Origin of the sequence: Leptolyngbya sp. NIES-2104 (assembly GCF_001485215.1) — a bacterium.
Taxonomy (GTDB): domain Bacteria; phylum Cyanobacteriota; class Cyanobacteriia; order Leptolyngbyales; family Leptolyngbyaceae; genus Leptolyngbya.
The window spans coordinates 3,162,504-3,182,041 of sequence record NZ_BBWW01000001.1 but is presented as its reverse complement, the minus strand read 5'-3'; the positions used below and the strand labels follow the sequence as shown (position 1 = coordinate 3,182,041).

Annotated in this window: 16 protein-coding genes; 9 read left to right on the top strand and 7 right to left on the bottom strand. The window is 49.0% G+C overall.

Features of this window, described 5'->3' with window-relative positions; genetic code table 11:
- Positions 1-74 precede the first annotated feature (74 nt).
- Both NIES2104_RS15015 and NIES2104_RS15010 read right to left on the bottom strand, forming a co-directional pair.
- On the bottom strand, positions 75-701 hold the full coding sequence (locus NIES2104_RS15015; protein WP_058999034.1) for a DNA-3-methyladenine glycosylase: 627 nt from the start codon (positions 699-701) through the stop codon (positions 75-77).
- Positions 694-1,617: a phosphodiester glycosidase family protein gene (locus tag NIES2104_RS15010; RefSeq protein WP_225895247.1), complete on the bottom strand. Its 924-nt coding sequence runs from the start codon at positions 1,615-1,617 to the stop codon at positions 694-696. Before NIES2104_RS15010 ends, NIES2104_RS15015 begins: the two co-directional genes overlap by 8 nt.
- A 517-nt stretch (positions 1,618-2,134) precedes the next feature.
- Here NIES2104_RS15010 and NIES2104_RS15005 point away from each other — a divergent pair.
- From NIES2104_RS15005 to NIES2104_RS14995, 3 genes are all read left to right on the top strand, one after another.
- The gene (locus tag NIES2104_RS15005) at positions 2,135-4,261 is read left to right on the top strand and encodes an SLBB domain-containing protein (protein ID WP_058999032.1); all 2,127 of its coding nucleotides are present in this window, start codon (positions 2,135-2,137) and stop codon (positions 4,259-4,261) included.
- Positions 4,262-4,345: 84 nt separating this feature from the next.
- Positions 4,346-6,496 carry a tyrosine-protein kinase domain-containing protein gene (locus tag NIES2104_RS15000; protein WP_058999030.1) on the top strand — a complete coding sequence of 717 codons (2,151 nt, stop codon included), beginning with the start codon at positions 4,346-4,348 and terminating at the stop codon, positions 6,494-6,496.
- A gap of 215 nt (positions 6,497-6,711) precedes the next feature.
- Entirely contained in the window at positions 6,712-8,190 is a 1,479-nt protein-coding gene (locus NIES2104_RS14995) for an alpha-amylase (RefSeq protein ID WP_058999028.1), read from the top strand.
- Positions 8,191-8,290: 100 nt separating this feature from the next.
- Here the strand turns inward: NIES2104_RS14995 and NIES2104_RS14990 are convergent, their stop codons facing one another.
- Together NIES2104_RS14990 and NIES2104_RS14985 are read right to left on the bottom strand one after the other, a co-directional pair.
- On the bottom strand, positions 8,291-10,123 hold the full coding sequence (locus NIES2104_RS14990) for an iron uptake porin (RefSeq protein ID WP_058999026.1): 1,833 nt from the start codon (positions 10,121-10,123) through the stop codon (positions 8,291-8,293).
- Between the two features lie 112 nt (positions 10,124-10,235).
- Positions 10,236-11,195 carry a M48 family metallopeptidase gene (locus NIES2104_RS14985; protein WP_058999024.1) on the bottom strand — a complete coding sequence of 320 codons (960 nt, stop codon included), beginning with the start codon at positions 11,193-11,195 and terminating at the stop codon, positions 10,236-10,238.
- A 66-nt stretch (positions 11,196-11,261) separates the two neighbouring features.
- Here NIES2104_RS14985 and NIES2104_RS14980 point away from each other — a divergent pair, with 66 nt between their 5' ends.
- Positions 11,262-11,900 carry a Uma2 family endonuclease gene (locus NIES2104_RS14980; protein ID WP_058999022.1) on the top strand — a complete coding sequence of 213 codons (639 nt, stop codon included), beginning with the start codon at positions 11,262-11,264 and terminating at the stop codon, positions 11,898-11,900.
- Here the strand turns inward: NIES2104_RS14980 and NIES2104_RS14975 are convergent.
- Genes NIES2104_RS14975 through trmD form a run of 3 tightly spaced genes read right to left on the bottom strand, consistent with a single transcriptional unit; the run spans position 11,887 to position 13,783 of the window.
- Positions 11,887-12,108: a DUF6737 family protein gene (locus tag NIES2104_RS14975; RefSeq protein ID WP_058999020.1), complete on the bottom strand. Its 222-nt coding sequence runs from the start codon at positions 12,106-12,108 to the stop codon at positions 11,887-11,889. The two genes, NIES2104_RS14980 and NIES2104_RS14975, sit on opposite strands and share 14 nt — an antisense overlap.
- Complete coding sequence (locus tag NIES2104_RS14970; protein ID WP_058999018.1) at positions 12,105-13,061, bottom strand: DUF1517 domain-containing protein; 957 nt, start codon at positions 13,059-13,061, stop codon at positions 12,105-12,107. The genes NIES2104_RS14975 and NIES2104_RS14970 overlap by 4 nt, the downstream gene beginning before the upstream one ends.
- Positions 13,061-13,783, bottom strand: a complete 723-nt coding sequence (trmD, locus tag NIES2104_RS14965) for a tRNA (guanosine(37)-N1)-methyltransferase TrmD (RefSeq protein ID WP_058999016.1) — start codon at positions 13,781-13,783, stop codon at positions 13,061-13,063. Before trmD ends, NIES2104_RS14970 begins: the two co-directional genes overlap by 1 nt.
- A gap of 207 nt (positions 13,784-13,990) precedes the next feature.
- Between trmD and NIES2104_RS14960 the strand changes: the two genes are divergently transcribed.
- The 5 genes from NIES2104_RS14960 to NIES2104_RS14940 all read left to right on the top strand — a co-directional run bounded on the left by NIES2104_RS14960 (position 13,991) and on the right by NIES2104_RS14940 (position 19,349).
- Positions 13,991-14,833: a cyanophycinase gene (locus NIES2104_RS14960; protein WP_192843591.1), complete on the top strand. Its 843-nt coding sequence runs from the start codon at positions 13,991-13,993 to the stop codon at positions 14,831-14,833.
- Positions 14,834-15,083: 250 nt separating this feature from the next.
- The gene (gene cphA / locus NIES2104_RS14955) at positions 15,084-17,780 is read left to right on the top strand and encodes a cyanophycin synthetase (protein WP_058999012.1); all 2,697 of its coding nucleotides are present in this window, start codon (positions 15,084-15,086) and stop codon (positions 17,778-17,780) included.
- 306 nt (positions 17,781-18,086) lie between these two features.
- Entirely contained in the window at positions 18,087-18,356 is a 270-nt protein-coding gene (locus NIES2104_RS14950) for a GlsB/YeaQ/YmgE family stress response membrane protein (RefSeq protein ID WP_058999010.1), read from the top strand.
- Between the two features lie 166 nt (positions 18,357-18,522).
- Positions 18,523-18,786: a hypothetical protein gene (locus tag NIES2104_RS14945; RefSeq protein WP_058999007.1), complete on the top strand. Its 264-nt coding sequence runs from the start codon at positions 18,523-18,525 to the stop codon at positions 18,784-18,786.
- A 113-nt stretch (positions 18,787-18,899) separates the two neighbouring features.
- Complete coding sequence (locus NIES2104_RS14940) at positions 18,900-19,349, top strand: Hsp20/alpha crystallin family protein (RefSeq protein ID WP_059001761.1); 450 nt, start codon at positions 18,900-18,902, stop codon at positions 19,347-19,349.
- The last annotated feature ends 189 nt before the right edge of the window (positions 19,350-19,538 follow it).

Here is a 19,538-nt window from a genome sequence, read left to right as displayed (position 1 = left end):
CACCGTCTCGACACAATTGTTGTTTTTCATTGTAAACAGAACAGTGGCGAATCGAGGGGTAACGATGAAATTGATTATTTTACTTCAGGGAGTTCTAAACTTCGCCATAAGTACCAACTGGCGATCGTCGAATACGGTTCCCAAGCTTTGCCAATCTCTAACACTGTTTTACGATCGGGCATTTCTTCTAATCCATACACTCGACGAATTCCCGATCGAATTCCCAAATCATCGACAGGTAAAACATCCCAGCGATGCAGCCGAAAAATTAGCAGCATCTGAACTGTCCAACGCCCGATTCCTTTGATTTTCGTTAGCGTTTGAATAATCGTCTCATCGTCTAACAGTTCTAATTCTTCTAACGTTGGTAAACCTATTAATACGTTTTGCGCTAAGTCGTTCACATAAACAATTTTTTGACGTGATAATCCAACTTCACGCAGCATTTCATCGGGTGTATTCAAAATTGATTCTGCACTCATCCCATTCTCATACAGTTTGAGAAAGCGATGATAGATAGCAGTTGCAGATTTGGTAGATAGCTGTTGATAAATAATCGATCGAGCTAATGAATCCAACACATTCCCTGGATGCTGAGATTGATCGAGCGTACAGACCCCAACTTGATCAATGATTGCACCAAGTTTGGGATCAGCAGTTTTTAAAGTTTGAATTGCGACTGCATAATCTAGATTACTCATGCACAACAATGGCGGATTTGATGGCTCTGGGAACGGGTTGACCCGCTTTACCCACTTTGCCATAGAACGTTTGATCCTGGAAAATTAACGCAGAAGAAGAACCACCATCTAAATTTAAAGCTTGAGTTACACCAAGTCGCTGCATAAAGCTCACCATTGCTTGCACTGACATTCCAGAATTCTGTGGCACTTCCGGTTTCTGAGCTGCCATGACTAACACAACTGAACCATCTGCTTTAATGCCGATCGCACTTCTCGCATTTCGTTGAGTTATCCCGATCGAATCTCGCCCCACATTCGGATCAACAAAGCCTTCTTGAGTTGCGGTAAATTCTGGCAGCAATTGAGGACCACCCCCGATCGCATCAATTAATTGACAACCCGATGGAACAGAGGCGGATCGAGGCGCAATCGCATATTGAACTTTATTCGCACATTGATAAGACCGAAATTCCGATCGCTCTAAGATCTGCGGTAAATAAGGAGCGAGATCTGAGTTTGTCATCAAGCGATCGTTCTTCTTCGGATCGCTCACAACTTTGCCTTTCTGAGTGATATATGAGGTGGTTTTCTCATTCTTCGGATCAAAAAATCCACCGTTTAGAACTGCGATCGCCTTCTGGGATTTGGCAAATTCATGAATCGTTTCGAGCGTCGGAGAAACTGCGATCGACACTTTAAACCGACTCTTGGGTGAAACGGTCACCGTATGAATCTCACTATTTGGCAAAGCATACTGCTGATATTTCGGTAAGTCCGACACAGGAGACGGGGTTGGCGATGGAGTCGATGTTGAAGCAACCGGTGCGGACGGAATTAGAGAATAGACAAACCACAATCCCAAACTGCCAGACGCAAATAGAGCCAGACTTGCGACCCACAATCCTTTCACGATCGCTCCCCCTGATGATGACACAGCTTTACAACAACTTCATAACCCTACAAGCCATACGACCCGCGATTTTAGTCGAATGCTTCATCGTTTCTTTATTAGAGCGTGAATTCCAGGAGACGGATCAGAAATGTGGATTTCCCTGATCAGTGAAAACTATTGCCGTGATTGTACGGAGGGAATACCAGATTCTGCTCGATCGCTGTACGGATATTCCGCGCTTTTCTCCGTGTTTCTAATGATTCTCTTCAACAAATTAGGCTTTACGCATCCGTAGATCAACGCCTTGGAACACTAGCAACGGATTCTTTGCATCGATAAAGCGCTCCAAACTTGCGGAAACGCCTGCCTAGCCTTGTATTCCTACTGAGCAAATTCAAAAAAATTGATGTTGTTTTTGCAACATTTAGGATTTCATCCTGATTCCTCCGGAGGATTCCCGTATCAGTATTCGTAGGCAGCCAAACTAGCACAGAGAATACCTGCGCTTCTCCTGGACCCGCATTTTTATGTAGCAGAGTTCGACCCCCCCTGTGAGCTTATGAAGTTGAAGTTATCACCAACTCGCGTATCCTTTCTCGCTTTGGGTGCTTTTGCGGCAGTCGTGGCTCAAGAGTTAGCCCGCTCTGATGCAAGAACGCCCAGCGCCACCCCACCGAATCCGGGGACTCAGAAAGCGAATCGCACATCACCCAGTCCCGCGCCGCTTCCGAATTCGATCGCGCTGTCTCAGCCAGAAAGCTTGTTCTCGGCTGCCACCGTTCCTAACCCGTCAGGAATGGCGAAACCTCAAACGCAAGCGATCGCACCTCCCCCACCCCCTAAGATCGCGATCGCTTCGAGTCCTCAAGTGGTGGATGTCTCCCAACTCCCGCTCGATACGATTATCGAGCAAACGCTGAAGCTTCCCCCGCCCCCGCCTTCGATCGCGGTCGCTTCGAGCACCGATGAAAAGCCAGCAACACCGAAAGCTCCCACAGCAGCCTCATCCTCGCCCCTGAAAGACATTCAAGGGCATCGTGCTCAAGCGAGTATTCTTGCCTTAGCACAGCAGGGAATTATGAACGGCTACAGTGATGGCACGTTCCGACCGAACGCACCGATTACAGATGCTCAATTTAGAAGCCTTACGAAACAAGCAGCAAAACAAGCCAGCACACTGGCAACGCTGCAACGTCCGAAAGACATCGTAACTCGCGCAGATGCCGCAATGTATATTCATCGGCAATTGCAAAGAGCGAATGGCACGAATCCAACGCTGGTCGCTGTTAACCCAACTGAATCCGCTCCGCTGCCCAAACTCGCTAGCAGCAACCCGGCTCAGATTATCAACAGCCCTGCACCCAGTCGCCCGTTACCGCCTGCAACCCCGCCATCACCCACTGCTACACCTGCTGTTTTCTCTAATCCTGAAGCGGATGTGGCAGATGACGACTCCTACACCTTGGGTGCAGGCGATCGCATTAGAATCGATGTCTTCAATGTGCCTGAGTACAGCAAGGAATATCAGGTTCTCGTCAACGGCACAGTCAACTTACAGCGGGTCGGCAATGTTTCTGTCAGAGGCATGACGATTCGACAGGCGCAAGATGCGATCGCAACAAGATATAGACGAGTGCTGCGGAATCCCTCGATCGATGTCAGTCTCCTTGCAGCACGCCCCTTGAATGTTGCGATCGCGGGCGAAGTCGGTAAACCGGGTACCTATTCTCTGACCTTTGGCGAGGGGGGTAAATTCCCAACGATTACGAAACTGATTCGAGAAGCTGGCGGTATGAGCCGTTCTGCCGATGCGCGTCAAGTCGTTGTCCGTCGTCCTCAGCGCGGTGGCGGAGAGCAGCAGATTCGCCTCGACATGTGGGAGTTATTCACCACCGGAAATATTCGCCAAGACTTGACGCTGCGGGATGGCGATTCGATCTTTATTCCGGCTGCTCGATCGATTAATTTGGCGGAAGCGGCACAGATGGCGGATGCAAACTTTAGCGTCGCGTCAAATCAGCCCGTGAATGTTGCGATCGTTGGAGAAGTCTCCCGTCCCGGACCTTACACGATTAAAGATCAAATTCCCACCCTGTCCGCTGCGATTCGAGAAGCAGGCGGCATCAAACAGCTTGCTAACCTCAAAGAAGTCAAAGTTCGCCGCAATACTCGCGGTGGGACAGCGCAAACGATCAATGTCGATTTGTGGCAGTTGATTCGATCTGGAGATCTCAATCAGGACTTAGTGTTACAGCAAGGCGACACGATCGAGATTCCGACCGCTTTAGCGCTCAATTCTGAAGAAGCAAGACAACTGGGAGATGCTAGCTTTGCGCCGTCGTCGGTCAAAATCACGGTTGTGGGTGAAGTCACCAAGCCGGGTCAGGTCGAAGTCCCGATGAACACGCCGCTGAATCAAGCCTTGCTTCAAGCGGGCGGATTTACGCGCCAAGCGAATCGCCGTCGGGTGGAACTGGTGCGACTCAACCCGAATGGCTCCGTCACGCATCGGGATGTCTCGATCGACCTATCACGCGGCATTGATGAAAAAGGCAATCCGCTGCTGCAAAACGGCGATGTCCTGGTCGTCGATCGCAGTGGACTCGCGAAAACGGGCGACACGATCCAAAACGTGTTAGGTCCAGTCCTCCAGGTCTTGCCGTTCCGCTTCCTTTTTGGACGATAGCTGCTTAGATTGTTCTGTCACCTGTGAAGCCGCTTTGCTGGCATTTGTTCGGCTCTTTCTGCAATCCCTTGTTTAGGTGCTTCCATGGAAAACCAGACCAAACCCACGCTTTCTATCCCTGAAAAAAACGGCAAGGTTCCTCATCCGCCGGAATACTTGCTCGCGATCGATACCACGCAGACTGAGGAAGACTCTGGCAAGCTGGTGGAGTCACTGCGACGCAGAGCCGCGCTCATCGCTGGAGTGACCGCCGCAACAACAGCCGCAACTTGGGCAGTCACTTGGAATCAGCCACCGACCTACGAAAGCGGATTTCAGCTTTTGATTGAACCGGTTAGCGTTCAAACTCAGCAAGACCGAGATCCGCTTTCGCCCCAGAGCAATAATTCAAACAATAAAGACGAATTTAGCTACGAAACGCAGATTGCGGTGCTGCAAAGCGCAAAGCTGATGAAGCCGATCGTCGAGCAGATTAGGCAGCGCTATCCGGACATTGTGAACGAGAATCTCGCGCAGAATCTCAAGATCGAACGTCCATCGGATACGAAACTGCTGCAAGTCACATATCGTAGCTCTGATCCCGATCGCGTCAAGTTCGTGCTGGATAAACTCGCGGAAGGCTACTTGCGCTACAGCCAGAAAGAGCGCGAAAGTAACTTGAGCTACGGAATTACGTTTGTCGATCGTCAAATCGGGGAAACCCGGAGACGAGTCGATGCACTGCAACGTCAGCTTCAAGCCTTTCGACAACAAAACAATTTTATTGCACCAGAATCGCTGGCAGGGCAAGTCACCGATCAGGTGCAATCGATTTCGCAGCAGCGACTCGAAGTGGATAAAGCAATCTCTGAGGCGCAGCGGCAGTATGGTAATCTCCAAGATAGTGATGGGGCAAGAGCGGCTCTCGCTGGGGATGCTGCCTATCAGGGAGTCTTAAACAAAGTACGGGAGCTTGAGGCAAAAATCGCCACCGAATCGACGCGATTCCAGTCCGATTCAGATGAAATGCGCGTCTTACAGCAGCAGCGAAATAGTCTGATCCCGGTCTTGCGGCAAGAAGCGCAGCGGGTATTAGGGAATCAGTTAGCGAAGTTGGGCGGTGATCTCTCGGTGTTGGAGACGCGGCGGGCGGTCTTAAATCGAGCGGATGCGTACTGGAACGGAGAAGTACAGCGCTTGCCCGTCTTATCGCGGATCTATACGGATCTCGATCGAGAACGTACGGTCGCGACAGACAGCTTGACTCGTTTGCTCAGCACTCGTGAAAATCTCCAGGTGCAAGCGGCTCAGAAAGACATTCCGTGGCAACTGATTACGCCGCCAGGTCGTCCCGGTCAACCTGTTGATTCTCCGCAGCGCAATATTATTCTGGGAGCTTTGGCTGGATTGCTTTTAGGAGCAGGGATCGCTCTGCTCGTCGATCGTGCTGATCGACGAGTCCGCCGCGTTTCAGATATCAAGAAGATCTCTAAATTGCCGATTCTGGGAACGATTCCACACGAAACGAGCGCCTCCCGCCCCAGTGCGATCGCACCTGTGTTTGGAGCGATGCAGAACAACGATGCGATCGACTTTGCTCAAGACGGGGCGTTCACCGAGTCATTTCGATCGCTCTATACGAATCTGTCTCTGCTCAATACGCATCATCCGCTGCGCTCGATCGTGGTCAGTTCTCCGACCGCTGGAGATGGCAAGACAACGGTAGCCCTGAATTTAGCGCAGGCTGCCGCAGCAATGGGACAGCGGGTGTTATTAGTAGATGCTGATTTGCGGCATCCACAACTAGCAGAGCGATTGGAAGTGCCCAACGATCGAGGACTGACTGAACTGGTCGCGCAGAGTTTGAATCCGCAAGAAGTGATTCAGCGACTCGAAGCGATGGTGACGGCTGGAGGAAACGACGAACCGACACTGGGACGGACGAATTTCTCGATTTTGACGGGCGGAAGAATGCCGCTTGATCCAACGCGATTGCTATCCTCTCAGAAAATGCAGCGCCTCAATGACTACTTCAAGGCAATGTATGACCTGGTGATCTTCGATGCGCCCCCAGTTTTGAGCTACGCCGATAGTAGTTTGCTTGCAACCTACACGAATGGGATGTTAGTCGTGGCGGGAATGGGCAAAACCGATCAAGGTGATCTCAGACAGATGCTTGATACGCTGCAAACTGCACGAGTGCCCGTACTGGGAATTGTCGCAAATCGCAATGGTGCAGATATGTCTGAAGGCTGATCCTTAGACCACTTAGGCTAGATGTTCGACCGAAATCTGTACTCAGGCTTAGAGAAAGTTTTGACAAGATTTCTCTTGCGATGGATAGAAATCGAGGTTGGTGTTGCTTAGAATTTAGGCTATCGAAAAGGAAAGCCCATTTCATAAGGCTCATGTTCGATCGCACAACTGGCATTTAACACCTCTAGTCTAAGTTTGATAAGGATAATCGAAATATGTCTGAACCGAATGGCGTGATGATGCAGTACTTTCACTGGTACTTGCCGAGCGATGGAACATTCTGGAATGAGCTTGCAGAAAAATCCGAAGAACTAGCACAAGCTGGAATCACGTCGCTCTGGTTGCCTCCGTCTTATAAAGGGGTGGGAGGCTCTTATGAAGTCGGGTACGGTGTATATGATATGTACGACTTGGGCGAATTTGACCAAAAAGGATCAGTTCGCACCAAGTACGGCACAAAAGACGAATACATTAAAGCAGTAAAAGCTGCGCAAGCCGCAGGAATTGAGGTTTACGCAGATGTAGTGTTCAATCACCGCATGGGTGGAGACCAAAAAGAAGTGGTCGAAGCAACACCATTCAGTCAAGACAACCGCGCTGAAGTGATTGGGGAATACAAACCGGTCAAAGCTTGGACGCATTTCACGTTTCCGGGTCGGGGCGGCAAGTATTCCAAAATGGAATGGCATTGGTGGCACTTTGATGCGATCGATTACAACGAGTACGAAAAGCAGATGTCTGCCGTTTACCTGCTCAAAGGGAAGGAATTTGACGACAATGTTGACCTAGAGAAAGGTAACTTTGACTATCTCATGGGTTGCGACCTAGATATGAGCAATCCGGAGGTCTGCGAAGAACTGAAGCGCTGGGGTGAATGGTACTACGATACAACCGGAGTGAATGGCTTCCGGTTTGACGCGGCGAAACATGTAACGGCTCCCTTCTTCCACGATTGGTTAGAGCACATGCGGAACTATAGTCAACGGGAACTTTTCTCGGTTGCAGAATACTGGTCGTATGAAGTGGAAGCCCTGCACTATTTCATCGAGGCAACGCAAGGAAAAGTCGCGGTGTTTGATGCGCCGTTGCACTATAACTTCCATGCCGCAAGTCGGGCTGGAGGTAGCTACGATATGCGTCAGATTTTCGACAATACGATCGTGCAGCAGCAACCGACTTTAGCAGTGACGATGGTCGAAAATCACGATTCCCAACCGCTACAATCGTTAGAATCTCCGGTTGAATCCTGGTTCAAACCGCTGGCTTATGCCCTGATTCTTTTGCGGTGTGAGGGTTATCCTTGTGTGTTCTACCCCGACTACTATGGAGCGTGCTATCGCGATTACGGTGGGGATGGGAATGAACATGAAATCTGGCTCGATTCGCATCGCTGGCTGATTGACCAATTCTTATATGCGCGGCGTGAATATGCTTACGGGGATCAATACAACTATTTTGATCATCCGAATGTTGTGGGCTGGACGCGGTTAGGAAACGAAGAGCATCCGGGCGGAATGGCGGTCGTGCTGAGCAACGGAGACGGGGGCAGTAAATGGATGGAAGTCGGACAATGCGATCGTACTTACATCGATATCACTGAACACGTTCAAGAACCCGTTACCACGAATGAACACGGCTGGGGTGAATTCCGTTGTAATGGTGGATCGGTTTCGGTTTGGGTGCCGCAATCCTAGGATTTTTGCGTTGATCCAATGACGGATAGAGACGCGATTAATCGCGTCTCTACGGGGTTCCTGCGTTTACCCAACGATTGTATCGATCGCCGGATTCATTTTAGAAACTGAATTGGGTGCGAATGTTACCGACGTAAACCGTGGGGTTGCTATCGAAATTATTCGCATTGAAAATCGCATAGAACGTGGGCACGATCGCGATATTTTGGGTCAGCGGATAGAAGTAGGAAGCCTCAAGCTCGTACTGGGTTCCACCGTCGCCGCCACCGGATGCGAAGAACCGCCGACCGCGTGTAATATCCATTGGCATCACGAATGCGATCGTCGCTTGTGCGCCTTTTTTACCCAAATCTGGGAAAGCCGCGCCCACCTGGAACGATTGCGTATCGACTTTGGCATCGATCGGGTTGAGATTGATCGTTGCAAAGCTATAGCGCCCGAACAATCCAATCCCTGGCGTGATCAGCCAGTCAAAGTTCACACCGAACATACTCGCAGTTGCAAATCGCAGTCCGCCCCCAACGCCGCCTTCGGAGAATCCAGCTCCTGCATCAAGGTAGCCATACGGAATCGGTTCACCGATCGCGCCGCCGACTTGTCCACCGTAAGCTTGAATCCGGCTGTAGTTATACTGCAAGCGCAGATTGAAGTTTGTACTCGGTGCGAAGGTGAGTTCGGCTGAAGCGGTGTTCGTTCCGCCAAATAAACCAAATCGGGGACTGCTCGACGTATTAAAACCGAATGCGGGCGAGAGAAATTCTGTGTTTTCGCCCAAGTAGCCGAGCGCTAAGCGCAATTGCGGGCTAATGTCCCATTCGACAACCGCGCCAGAACCTCGATCGACAGAGTTCGACTGTGTGCTGTTCGAGGTGTCGAAGCTTGCACCCGAAGCAAAGATATTCAGGAAGCGGTTGCCATCGAAGTGACGATACCAGTTGATGCGAGGTCCAACTGTGACTTTGATTGCATCGCTCACCGGGAAGCTGTAGAACAAGTCACGAATGACGACATCGCTACGACCGTTCTCCGTTCCAGCGGTTTGATCGGTGAAAGGAACGCCAGACGCATTATAGAAACCTGCGGAAGCGTACTGATTGTAAGGCGATCGACCATTTCCCGCTGCCAATTGCGTCACCAGTTGATCGCGTCCGCTGAAAGAAGTCACCAGCGTTAACCAAGTTAAAAAGCTGGCGGTGATGTTGGGATCTTCAGCCACAACGCGAGTCGGAAGTCCTCCGGTTCGGGTAGCGAAGAATCGTCCTTCGGTGTTGCCGCCGCTGCCTGCGGGACCTTCAAACACAACATCATCACTTGCACCTGCGCCTGTGATATTGAAGTAAGCGTTCCCAAACAGTTTTGTTGTTGTCGAGAATTGCTGTTTTTCTAAGGTTGTAGTGCGAGCTTCGAGGGCATCGACACGACCCCGAATCGTTGCCAGTTCTACGGCGAATTGTTCTTGCAGTTTTTGCAGGGTGGCGAGGTCTTCTTTTTTGACCAAATCAGCGGTTGAGGCGGAAATCAGTTCGTTCACACGATCGAGACACGCGTTCAATCCCGCTGCGAATTCAAACCGAGTCAGTGCCCGATTGCCGCGATAGGTACGATCGGGATAACCCGCAATACAGCCATATCGTTCTACCAACGATTGCAGCGCTTGAAACGCCCAATCGGTCGGACGAACATCCGTGAATTGTGAAACTGAGGTGACTTGCTCCATTCCGGAGGCAGGAGTCGCAGTTTCCAAAGATGCAACGCCGCTCACCTGCTCGAAATTCGGTGTGACCTCTTTGATTTCCGATTTAATTTTCGATTCGATCGAAGCCGATTTTACTTCTGGAGTTTGAAGTTTTTCCGATGCCTGAGCAGACTGCATCCAAAACAGAACCGCTGGAGCTGCTAACCACAGCTTCCAGTAGCGAGAAGGATTTAACATTTTTCCTCACACCATAGAGAATCAATGGTGTATCGTATCAGACATTCATCGATTGATATGTAATTTTTGAGACGGACAATATGAAATCAGAGAATATGCGGAATTGTCAGAATTATTGCGATCGCTTGACCCGTTCAATTTCTCGCTGCAATTCCTCAATCTGCCGTTTCAGTTCGTCGGCTTCTGGATTCTGCGTTTCCACGTTTACCGCTCCTTCTGCTCCGACTCGAACATAATTTCCTTGACGAATGTGCTGGAACTCTGAAGAAGCCGCCCATTCTTGAAGAAATCGAACGCGCTCGATCGTAAACGGATGTGAGAGAAACACTCCATTGGAAACGTCGTTGTACAGCGAGAATTTGTAAAGCTGATTCAGTTGATCATTGTCGAGAGCTTGATAGCGATCGCTTTGTTTGATTAGTTCGTCTAAGCTCATTTCGTGAGCATATTTGAGCGATCCGCCTGCTAGTCGCATCATGCCCTGCAAGGTTGGGTTGAGTTCATCCATCACGAGCAATGAAGCGCGATCAGCGGATAGTTCTGCTTTTCGCATCCATTCGTAGAACGCCAACATCAAACCTGTACTAATAAAGTTGCTTAGACCAAAGGTAAAATCGGCTAAACCTGCGATCGCAAAATTCGCCCACATTGCCATTTGAGTCAGCGTGGTATGTCCACATTTGAGATGACCTAGCTCGTGAGCGATTACCGATCGTAGTTCTGTTTCCGAAAGCAAATCGAGCAATGCACTATTTAATACAACACAAGGCTTTTCTTGTCCGAGTGCATACGCATTCACGGAGGGAGCTTGTGAAACAAACAATGCAGGCTCAGGTGAAATATCTAAGCTCTGCAAACATTCGCGAAAGATTTGATAGACACTAGAGAACTGTCGAACGCCAACTTGAATCGAATTGCCCATTAGGTGAATGTAGCGGGGGCGTTCGTAGACAAATTCGACGAATTTTCGAGCAACCAGATCAAAACCGGGGACGCTTCTCAAGGCTTGTTCCGCTTGTCGATCAAGCGGATGGCGAAAGGCTTCACTCGAAATTCCGGGATAGTTTGGCATCGCAAATCTTCTCATTGAATCAGGTTCATCAACGCTAACATAAGCTTATGTTTTCCTGGGTTAATCATGAACCTCGTTCAAATTCCAACGGATACTTGGGTGACTGCGAGTTGGCAGGACTATCTACAAGCGATCAATCATCCAGACTTTGAGAAAGCAAAAAGCTACTACCACGATCACAGATTTAGGATTGAAATGCCACCATTAGGACACGACCATGCTGCGGATAATACGATCGCAAATTTCGCAGTGACGCTATTTTGCACTTTGAAAACCATTCCTGCAAAAGGACTGAATAATTGTACATTCCGCAAAGCAGGGGTTCGGGAAGCGCAACCAGATTTAGCGTACTATCTCAATGAAAATGCAGAAGTTGTGCCCTGGGGAACGAGCTTGATTGATCTCGATCGTTATCCCGCTCCGGATCTAGTGATTGAAATTGCAAATACTTCTCTGTCTGATGATCAAGGTGAGAAACGATTGCTCTACGAAGACTTGCAAGTAAAAGAATATTGGATTTTTGATGTGAAGAATGTTCGGGTTTTAGCATTTGCGATCGAGAATCAAGGCAGCCACCGCATTACCGAATCATCCGTGTTACCGAATCTATCCATTGCACTGCTTCAACAAGCCCTACAGCGCACTCGCCAAGAAAATCAAAGTCAAGTTGGAGCTTGGTTATTGTCCGAATTCAATCGCTTGTAAGGTCTTCTAAACTTTTGGACATTGCTTTTGGATAAATTAGTAAGAAAAAAATCATCCAGGTTAGCACCGGAATCGCCACGATCGCAGTAATCCAAAGCGAGTGCAACAATAGCCAACTGCCACTGATTAGACTCACGCCTGTTAGCAAAATTGACCAAGGCTGACACCACCACGGTTTATAGTCCCAAATGTTTGTTGAGTGTTTCATATTTGAAGCATTTCAGGATATTCCAGTAGCATTTCATCATAGGTTAAACTATCGCCTTCTACTTGCGGTGTCCATTGCAGTTCAAACCGCATGAGATATTCAAAATTGAGACTTGAGAGTTGATGTAACACATCTTTCAAAGCTTCAGTGGTACGAATTTCAGAAAACAATGGCTGATCGTCTGCGGTGCCAACAATCAAAGTCACCACAATGTAAGATGCTGGCTCTTTGTCTGGATCAAGCTCGAACTCTTTCTGTACTAACTTACCGTTTGCATTCGTTAGCGTTTCTGTCGTGTATTTGGTGCGTTCGGCGATCGATAATTGATTAAACCGCTTTTCCGCTTCATCACGAGTTTTCACCGTTTCAGAACTTGCCTGCACATGACTCCAGTTCTCCGGCATTCTCAACAGTGCTAATGCTGCCTCTTGCAGTTGGGCATGAAGTCCTTCGATTGTTTCAGTCTCTGCTTGTTGAACAATCTCAGCTAACTGCGGTTGAATGGCGCGACCTTCTGCCAACAATCCCACCTGTACTTTCGTTACCGTGACAACATCATTATCAAGTTCCTTCTGTCCTTTGTTGCTTTTACCCATCTTGAGCAAATACCAGACAAAGAAGCCGACACCGCCAATCAGCATTAGGGCAACAATCAACAAGACAATGCTGCCACCCCCGTAGTAAGTGCCACCACCATAACCACCGCCATAGTAAACTCCACCCCCGGACGATCGAGGAGCGACTGATCCGCCACTCTCTGATCCACTGTTGCGATTTGAGCTACCCGACGAAGGACGACTAAACGATCCGCCGCCGCTGCGTCCTCCACTTCGTTTTGCGTACGCCGCCGAATCGAGCAGCATTTCTGACGATCGTAATGGCATCGGAATCTGGAGCGAGTTCAACAGGGCAGTACTCGCAAGGGTGGCACACAGAAGGGGAAATTTTTTCATCACTCGGAATTGACCTCATCTTGTTTATTTTGCCCGGTTTGCTCTAGCCAGCATTGGTACAAATCCGGACGACGGATACGAGTGCGCTCGATTTGTTGTTGAGTCCGCCATTGATCGATCGCGGCGTGATTACCCGATCGCAAAACTGCCGGAACCTCTAATCCTCTAAACACAGGCGGACGAGTATATTGCGGATAATCGAGCAATCCTGCTTCAAAACTCTCGAACTTGAGCGAATCTTCTTTCCCGATCGCACCCGGTAACAGCCGAATCGTGCCATTTAATATCGCTAAGGCTGGAATTTCTCCACAGGTCAGAACAAAATCCCCCAGCGACACCTCTCGCGTGACTAAACCCATAACGCGCTCATCGATCCCTTCGTAATGTCCGCAAATGATGACAATCTGATCGAAATTTGTGGAAAATTCTTTCAGCATCGATTGTTGCATTGGCTCGCCTTGCGGAGTAACGAAAATTACTTCGCGTCTAGGCAGTACGGGTAAAGATTCCACCGCAGCAAAAATCGGCTCCGGTTTGATCAACATTCCAACCCCGCCGCCATAAGGCTCATCGTCCACGCGGCGATGTTTATCCAGGGCAAAATCGCGTGGATTAGTTAAGTGAACCTCAGCAATTTGTTTCGCAAACGCCTTCCCCAGTAGCCCAGATTTTAAGGGCGACTCAAAGAAATCGGGAAATAACGTCACAATATCGAAGCGCATGTTGATAACAAAAGACAAAATCGCGTTAACAAAGAATTAATAATTTGGCATGATTGAAAGTCATAGATAAAGACGATCGCACAATTTCGATCATCCGATGCCAACCTCACCCGTTTGATCCTAAACTGAATTTTCGTTTTCCCACCCTCCGTTCTTTATTCTCCATCCTTCATGCTAGAGTCAGTCTTGCAATCGTTGAAACCGCAGATGCCTCAGTCCCTCAATACCGCCATTATGGTGATCGGCGGTGCAGAAGATAAACTCCACGGTCGAGAAATTCTCCGTGAATTCTTTTGGCGCTCTGGGGGGAGTGATGCCCGTATCGCCATTATTCCATCGGCTTCGCGTGAACCCGTGGTGATCGGCAATCGCTACCAAACCATTTTCACGGACATGGGCGCTCAAGAAGCGAAGGTGCTGAATATTGACGATCGCGCTCAGGGCGACTTGCCAGAATTACAAGAGTATGTGAGTGAGTGTAGCGGTGTGTTTCTCACTGGGGGCGATCAGTTGCGGCTGTGTGGCTTGCTTTCTGATACGCCCGTGATGGATATTGTGCGATCGCGCTCACAGTCTGGAGAAATCGCGCTTGCCGGAACCAGTGCGGGGGCAGCCGTGATGGGATATCACATGATCGCAGGCGGCGGAAGTGGTGAATCTCCCAATCATTCTCTGGTCGATATGACATTGGGATTGGGGATCATTCCGGACATTCTCGTGGATCAGCATTTTCACAATCGGAACCGGATGGCGCGGTTGATGAGTGCGATCGTGGCGCATCCGACTCTGCTTGGAATCGGCATTGATGAAGATACCTGTGCCATGTTTGAAGGCGATGGCATTCTTCAGGTGCTGGGAAAAGGAGCGGTGACGATTATCGACCCCGGAGAAATGACCTACACGAATCAGGCAGAAGTTGAAAAAACTGATCCGCTGTCGATGGGAAATTTACGGCTGCATGTTTTAAGTGCGGGTTGTCGATTTGACTTGCGTCAGCGATCGATGCTGATTCGGAAATCTCGGAAGTCTGCCTTCTGGGAGCGAGGATAGACGGAATTCCTCACCGTTGAGCGAGTGCGAATTCTGGTATGGTGCCAGTGAGAAACCATTTCGCTTTGTTACAAATACGCTTTGAAATTACGACTTTCAGGGGCAACAGTTCTTTACACAAACTGTTTATGATGAACAAACCCCGACTCAGATTGCCCCTGAAACTAGGAAATTGGTCTTGAGACTAAATTTCCGAATTTCGATTTTTCTGTGAACCGATTCCCAGCCAGTAGCCCTGAATTAAAGTTTTATGAAGATACTCAAAGTTCAAACGTTACGTGGTCCCAATTACTGGAGCATTCGTCGCCACAAAGTTGTTTTGATGCGCCTGGATTTGGAAGATCTAGCTGAGACTCCTTCTAATTTGATTCCTGGGTTTTACGAAGGTTTGGTCGAGTTGTTGCCGTCTTTGGTGGAGCATTTCTGCTCTCCAGGCTATCGAGGTGGCTTTCTGGAACGAATGCGCGAAGGCACGATGATGGGGCATATCATCGAACATGTCGCGCTAGAGCTTCAGGAACTCGCTGGCATGATTGTCGGGTTCGGACGGACTCGTGAAACCGCAGAGCCAGGTGTTTATCAAGTCGCGATCGAATATGTGCACGAACGCGCTGGACGCTATGCTGCTAGAGCCGCTGTGAGAATTTGCCAAACGATCGTTGAAACCGGACGCTATCCGAAAGATGAATTAGAGCAGGACTTAAAGGATTTACGCGATATTGCAGCCGAATGTTCGTTAGGTCCGAGTACTGAAACGCTGGTAAAAGAAGCCGAAACGCGAAATATTCCTTGGATGGAATTAGGAGCGCGAGCGATGATTCAACTCGGCTTTGGAGTGCATCAAAAACGCATTCAAGCCACGCTGAGCAATCATACTGGAATTCTCGGAGTCGAGCTTGCCTCCGATAAAGAAGGCACAAAACAAATGCTGCGATCGGCGGGTGTTCCTGTGCCACGTGGAACGGTTGTGAACTATCTTGATGAGTTAGAAGACGCGATCGAGGAAGTCGGCGGCTATCCGATCGTGATTAAGCCCCTAAACGGAAATCACGGGCGCGGAATTACAATCAATATCACCAGTTGGGAACAAGCCGAAATCGCTTATGATGCGGCGAAAGAAGTTTCTCGATCGGTGATTATCGAACGGTACTATCAAGGGCGCGATCACCGGGTTCTGGTCGTCGATGGCAGAGTCGTTGCCGTGGCTGAACGGGTTCCGGCTCATGTCGTGGGAAATGGTCGATCGACGATTCAGGAATTAATCGACGAAACAAATCGCGATCCGCGGCGGGGAACTGGTCACGATAATGTTTTGACGAAAATCGAAGTCGATCGAACTTCCTGGGAGCTGTTAGAGCAAAAAGGCTATGACTTAGAAACTGTTCTACCCGAAGGCGAGATTTGTTATCTCAGAGCTACAGCGAACTTAAGTACAGGGGGAATTGCTATCGATCGAACTGATGATATTCACCCTGAAAATATTTGGTTAGCTCAGCGTGTCGTCAAAATTATCGGTCTAGACATTGCTGGAATTGATGTTGTCACGGATGATATCTCGAAGCCGTTGCGTGAAGTGGATGGTGTCATTGTTGAAGTCAATGCGGCTCCAGGCTTCAGAATGCACGTTTCCCCAAGTGAAGGTATTCCCCGCAATGTAGCAGAACCTGTGGTCGATATGTTGTTCCCACAGCGGAGCAATGGACGAATTCCAATCATTGCAATTACCGGAACTAACGGAAAAACGACAACGACGCGCTTAATTGCTCATCTGTTTAAGCAAACCAATCAAGTCGTTGGATACACAACAACCGATGGAACTTACATCGGTGACTATTTGGTTGAACCAGGAGATAATACCGGACCTCAAAGCGCACAATTAATTCTGCAAGATCCGACGGTTGAAGTGGCTGTGCTTGAGAGTGCTAGAGGTGGGATTCTGCGATCGGGCTTAGCCTTCAATGCGTGCGATGTGGGTGTTGTTCTGAACGTCGCAGCGGATCACTTGGGGCTAGGAGATATCAATACGATCGAAGAAATGGCGCGAGTTAAGAGCGTTGTTGCCGAATCTGCATTACCCAAAGGCTATGTGGTTCTGAATGCAGATGATCCGTTAGTGTCTGCGATGGCAAGTCGGGTAACGGCTCAGATTGCGTATTTTTCGATGAATCCAGAGAATGAATTGATTCGATCGCATACTCAACGCGGCGGACTTGCAGCCGTTTATGAGAATGGCTATCTCTCGATCCTAAAAGGCGATTGGACATTGAGAATCGAACAAGCGATCCATGTTCCCCTCACATTAGGTGGACGTGCACCGTTCATGATTGCGAATGCACTAGCAGCAAGTTTGGCGGCGTTTGCTCAAGGAGTTCGGATTGAGGATATTCGAGCAGCTTTGATGACCTTCCAGGCTTCGAGCAAGCAAACACCGGGACGCATGAATTTGTTTAGCTTAGGACATTTCCACGTGTTGATCGACTATGCTCACAATCCGCATAGTTATCAAGCACTCGGTGGCTTTGTGCAGAACTGGAAAGAAGGTGAGCGGATTGGGGTAATTGGCGCACCGGGCGATCGACGAGATGAAGACTTTGTTCAACTCGGAAAACTTTCAGCGGGATTGTTCGATCGCATCATCATCAAAGAAGATGACGATAACCGGGGACGCGATCGCGGAAATACGGCGACCTTTATCGAGCAAGGGATTAAGGAAACGAAACCGGATGCTCGATACGAAACGATTCTGGATGAAACCGCAGCGATTCAAGCTGCATTAGAAGGTGCGACTCCAGGAAGTTTAGTTGTGATTCTGCCGGAAAGTGTGACGCGGGCGATCAAATTGATCGAAGATCGGAACGCGGTGCAGGTGATGACCCCTGTAGCGAATTCGATGAATTATTCGCGATCGCAATTGGTGACCTCCCGCGAGGCGATTCCCACCCCGTAAATCCATGCGGTAAATCCTGCGTTTACCCGACGACCGTAGAGACGCGAACACGAAGTGCAGCGAAGCTCCTAATCGCGTCTCTACCCGTCCGGCAATGAACGACCCTTCAACCACAAAACCCGATCGACCCCAAATCCCATTCAATTGGTTTTCCCTGCCCGGAACGAAATTGTTAAATAAAAATTTATTCAATCCAATCCAAACAAAGACGGCGATATACTACCTTCCTAGATAAAAAACCCGATCGACTCTTTCTTCACAGTTGATCGCATCCATCAAGGCTTACAAGCTCTAGGAGATACGAGCATGAATATTTTGGCATGGGCAATTCTTGGTATTGTGGCAGGCGCGATCGCAAAATTGATCTACCCCGGACGGCAAGGTGGTGGCATTTTGAGCACGATGATTTTAGGCATCGTTGGTGCATTCTTGGGAGGTAGCCTCTTCACGCTTCTGACTCAGGGAACGATTAGTCTCACTGCGGCAGGATTTAGCTTACCTGGATTAATCGTCGCAGTCATCGGAGCCATGATCGCGATCTTCCTGTGGGGACTCGTCACCCGAAGCGCTGCATAACGAATCATCGATCGACTTCTTCATTGTGTGTGCGGGATCGTCTAACGGTTACTGTCATGAGACAGAGAGACAGTAGGCGATCCCTTCTTTTTAGTAGAGGTCAAGCCGCATACACACCTCGTATTCTGTAACTCATTAGAATGCAGAGTTCAGAGAGAAAGCAGCTATGACATACCTAGGACAGCATGTTGAAATTACCGAACAAGATGCAGGCTGGATTGGCATTTGGTGGCACGAAGGCGGCATGATTCAGCTTGGCTTTTTCTCGAACGCACCGGACGCATGGCAAGCCGTCACCGAACTGATTCAGCGCGATTTAGCCGTCCGTTCTTTGCTGAGTGTGATTGATGAATGGCGCGATCGCGAACATATTGATGATGTTGAATATGCGTTGGGCGTAAACTCTTTAGTTGAATTTGTCTTAGCATAATCGGTTAACTCTACTGACTTAGTACAGTTCCCCTGACTGCGATTCGACGCTGGATGCGGCACGATAAGAACATGAAGTTTCAAGTTCTTAGTCGTTTTCCAAGAGGTGACGATATGTTAGTAAGATACTGGCAACCCTGGCGCGAAATCGATACACTCCGTCGTCAATTTGATCAGTTGTTTGATTCTGTTGATACCGCACCCTGGACTCCTGCGATCGAGTTGAAGGACACAGGTAACGAGTTCGTTCTTCGCGCTCAACTCCCTGGCATCGATGCGAAGGATCTCGATGTGCAGGTGACGAAAGATGCGATTTCTCTCTCTGGTGAGCATCATCAAGAGAATCGCTCCGAAGAGAATGGTTTCTTCCGCTCTGAGTTTCGCTACGGTAAGTTCCAGCGTGTGATTCCGCTGCCTGTTGAAGTACAAAATGATCAAGTCAAGGCTGAGTTCAAAGATGGCATTCTGAGCTTAACTTTGCCGAAGGTTGAACAGGCGAAAGTGGTGAAGCTGAACCTTACACAGTCAACCGGAACTTTAGAAGCGGGTGCTGAAGAAGCATAAGTTTCATTGTTATAAATTGATGGGAGTCGCAGTTGCGGCTCCTTTTTTGTTGCGGTGATTTCTGATTCGATAAAAATCCGCAATCTTAACAGTACGTTCCCCTGAGATCGTGCCACACTAAGACTACATTCAATTCACAACACTACGGAGAATCGGAAAGGTTACGCTTTGTTTGTGTAAAATCGATCA

Excerpts from the sequence above, each read along its gene's own strand:
- NIES2104_RS15015 (WP_058999034.1), bottom strand. The coding sequence starts at position 701 with ATGAGTAATCTAGATTATGCAGTCGCAATTCAAACTTTAAAAACTGCT.
- NIES2104_RS15005 (WP_058999032.1), top strand. The coding sequence starts at position 2,135 with ATGAAGTTGAAGTTATCACCAACTCGCGTATCCTTTCTCGCTTTGGGT.
- NIES2104_RS15000 (WP_058999030.1), top strand. The coding sequence starts at position 4,346 with ATGGAAAACCAGACCAAACCCACGCTTTCTATCCCTGAAAAAAACGGC.
- NIES2104_RS14995 (WP_058999028.1), top strand. The coding sequence starts at position 6,712 with ATGTCTGAACCGAATGGCGTGATGATGCAGTACTTTCACTGGTACTTG.
- NIES2104_RS14990 (WP_058999026.1), bottom strand. The coding sequence starts at position 10,123 with ATGTTAAATCCTTCTCGCTACTGGAAGCTGTGGTTAGCAGCTCCAGCG.
- NIES2104_RS14985 (WP_058999024.1), bottom strand. The coding sequence starts at position 11,195 with ATGCCAAACTATCCCGGAATTTCGAGTGAAGCCTTTCGCCATCCGCTT.
- NIES2104_RS14980 (WP_058999022.1), top strand. The coding sequence starts at position 11,262 with ATGAACCTCGTTCAAATTCCAACGGATACTTGGGTGACTGCGAGTTGG.
- NIES2104_RS14975 (WP_058999020.1), bottom strand. The coding sequence starts at position 12,108 with ATGAAACACTCAACAAACATTTGGGACTATAAACCGTGGTGGTGTCAG.
- NIES2104_RS14970 (WP_058999018.1), bottom strand. The coding sequence starts at position 13,061 with ATGAAAAAATTTCCCCTTCTGTGTGCCACCCTTGCGAGTACTGCCCTG.
- trmD (WP_058999016.1), bottom strand. The coding sequence starts at position 13,783 with ATGCGCTTCGATATTGTGACGTTATTTCCCGATTTCTTTGAGTCGCCC.
- NIES2104_RS14960 (WP_192843591.1), top strand. The coding sequence starts at position 13,991 with ATGCCTCAGTCCCTCAATACCGCCATTATGGTGATCGGCGGTGCAGAA.
- cphA (WP_058999012.1), top strand. The coding sequence starts at position 15,084 with ATGAAGATACTCAAAGTTCAAACGTTACGTGGTCCCAATTACTGGAGC.
- NIES2104_RS14950 (WP_058999010.1), top strand. The coding sequence starts at position 18,087 with ATGAATATTTTGGCATGGGCAATTCTTGGTATTGTGGCAGGCGCGATC.
- NIES2104_RS14945 (WP_058999007.1), top strand. The coding sequence starts at position 18,523 with ATGACATACCTAGGACAGCATGTTGAAATTACCGAACAAGATGCAGGC.
- NIES2104_RS14940 (WP_059001761.1), top strand. The coding sequence starts at position 18,900 with ATGTTAGTAAGATACTGGCAACCCTGGCGCGAAATCGATACACTCCGT.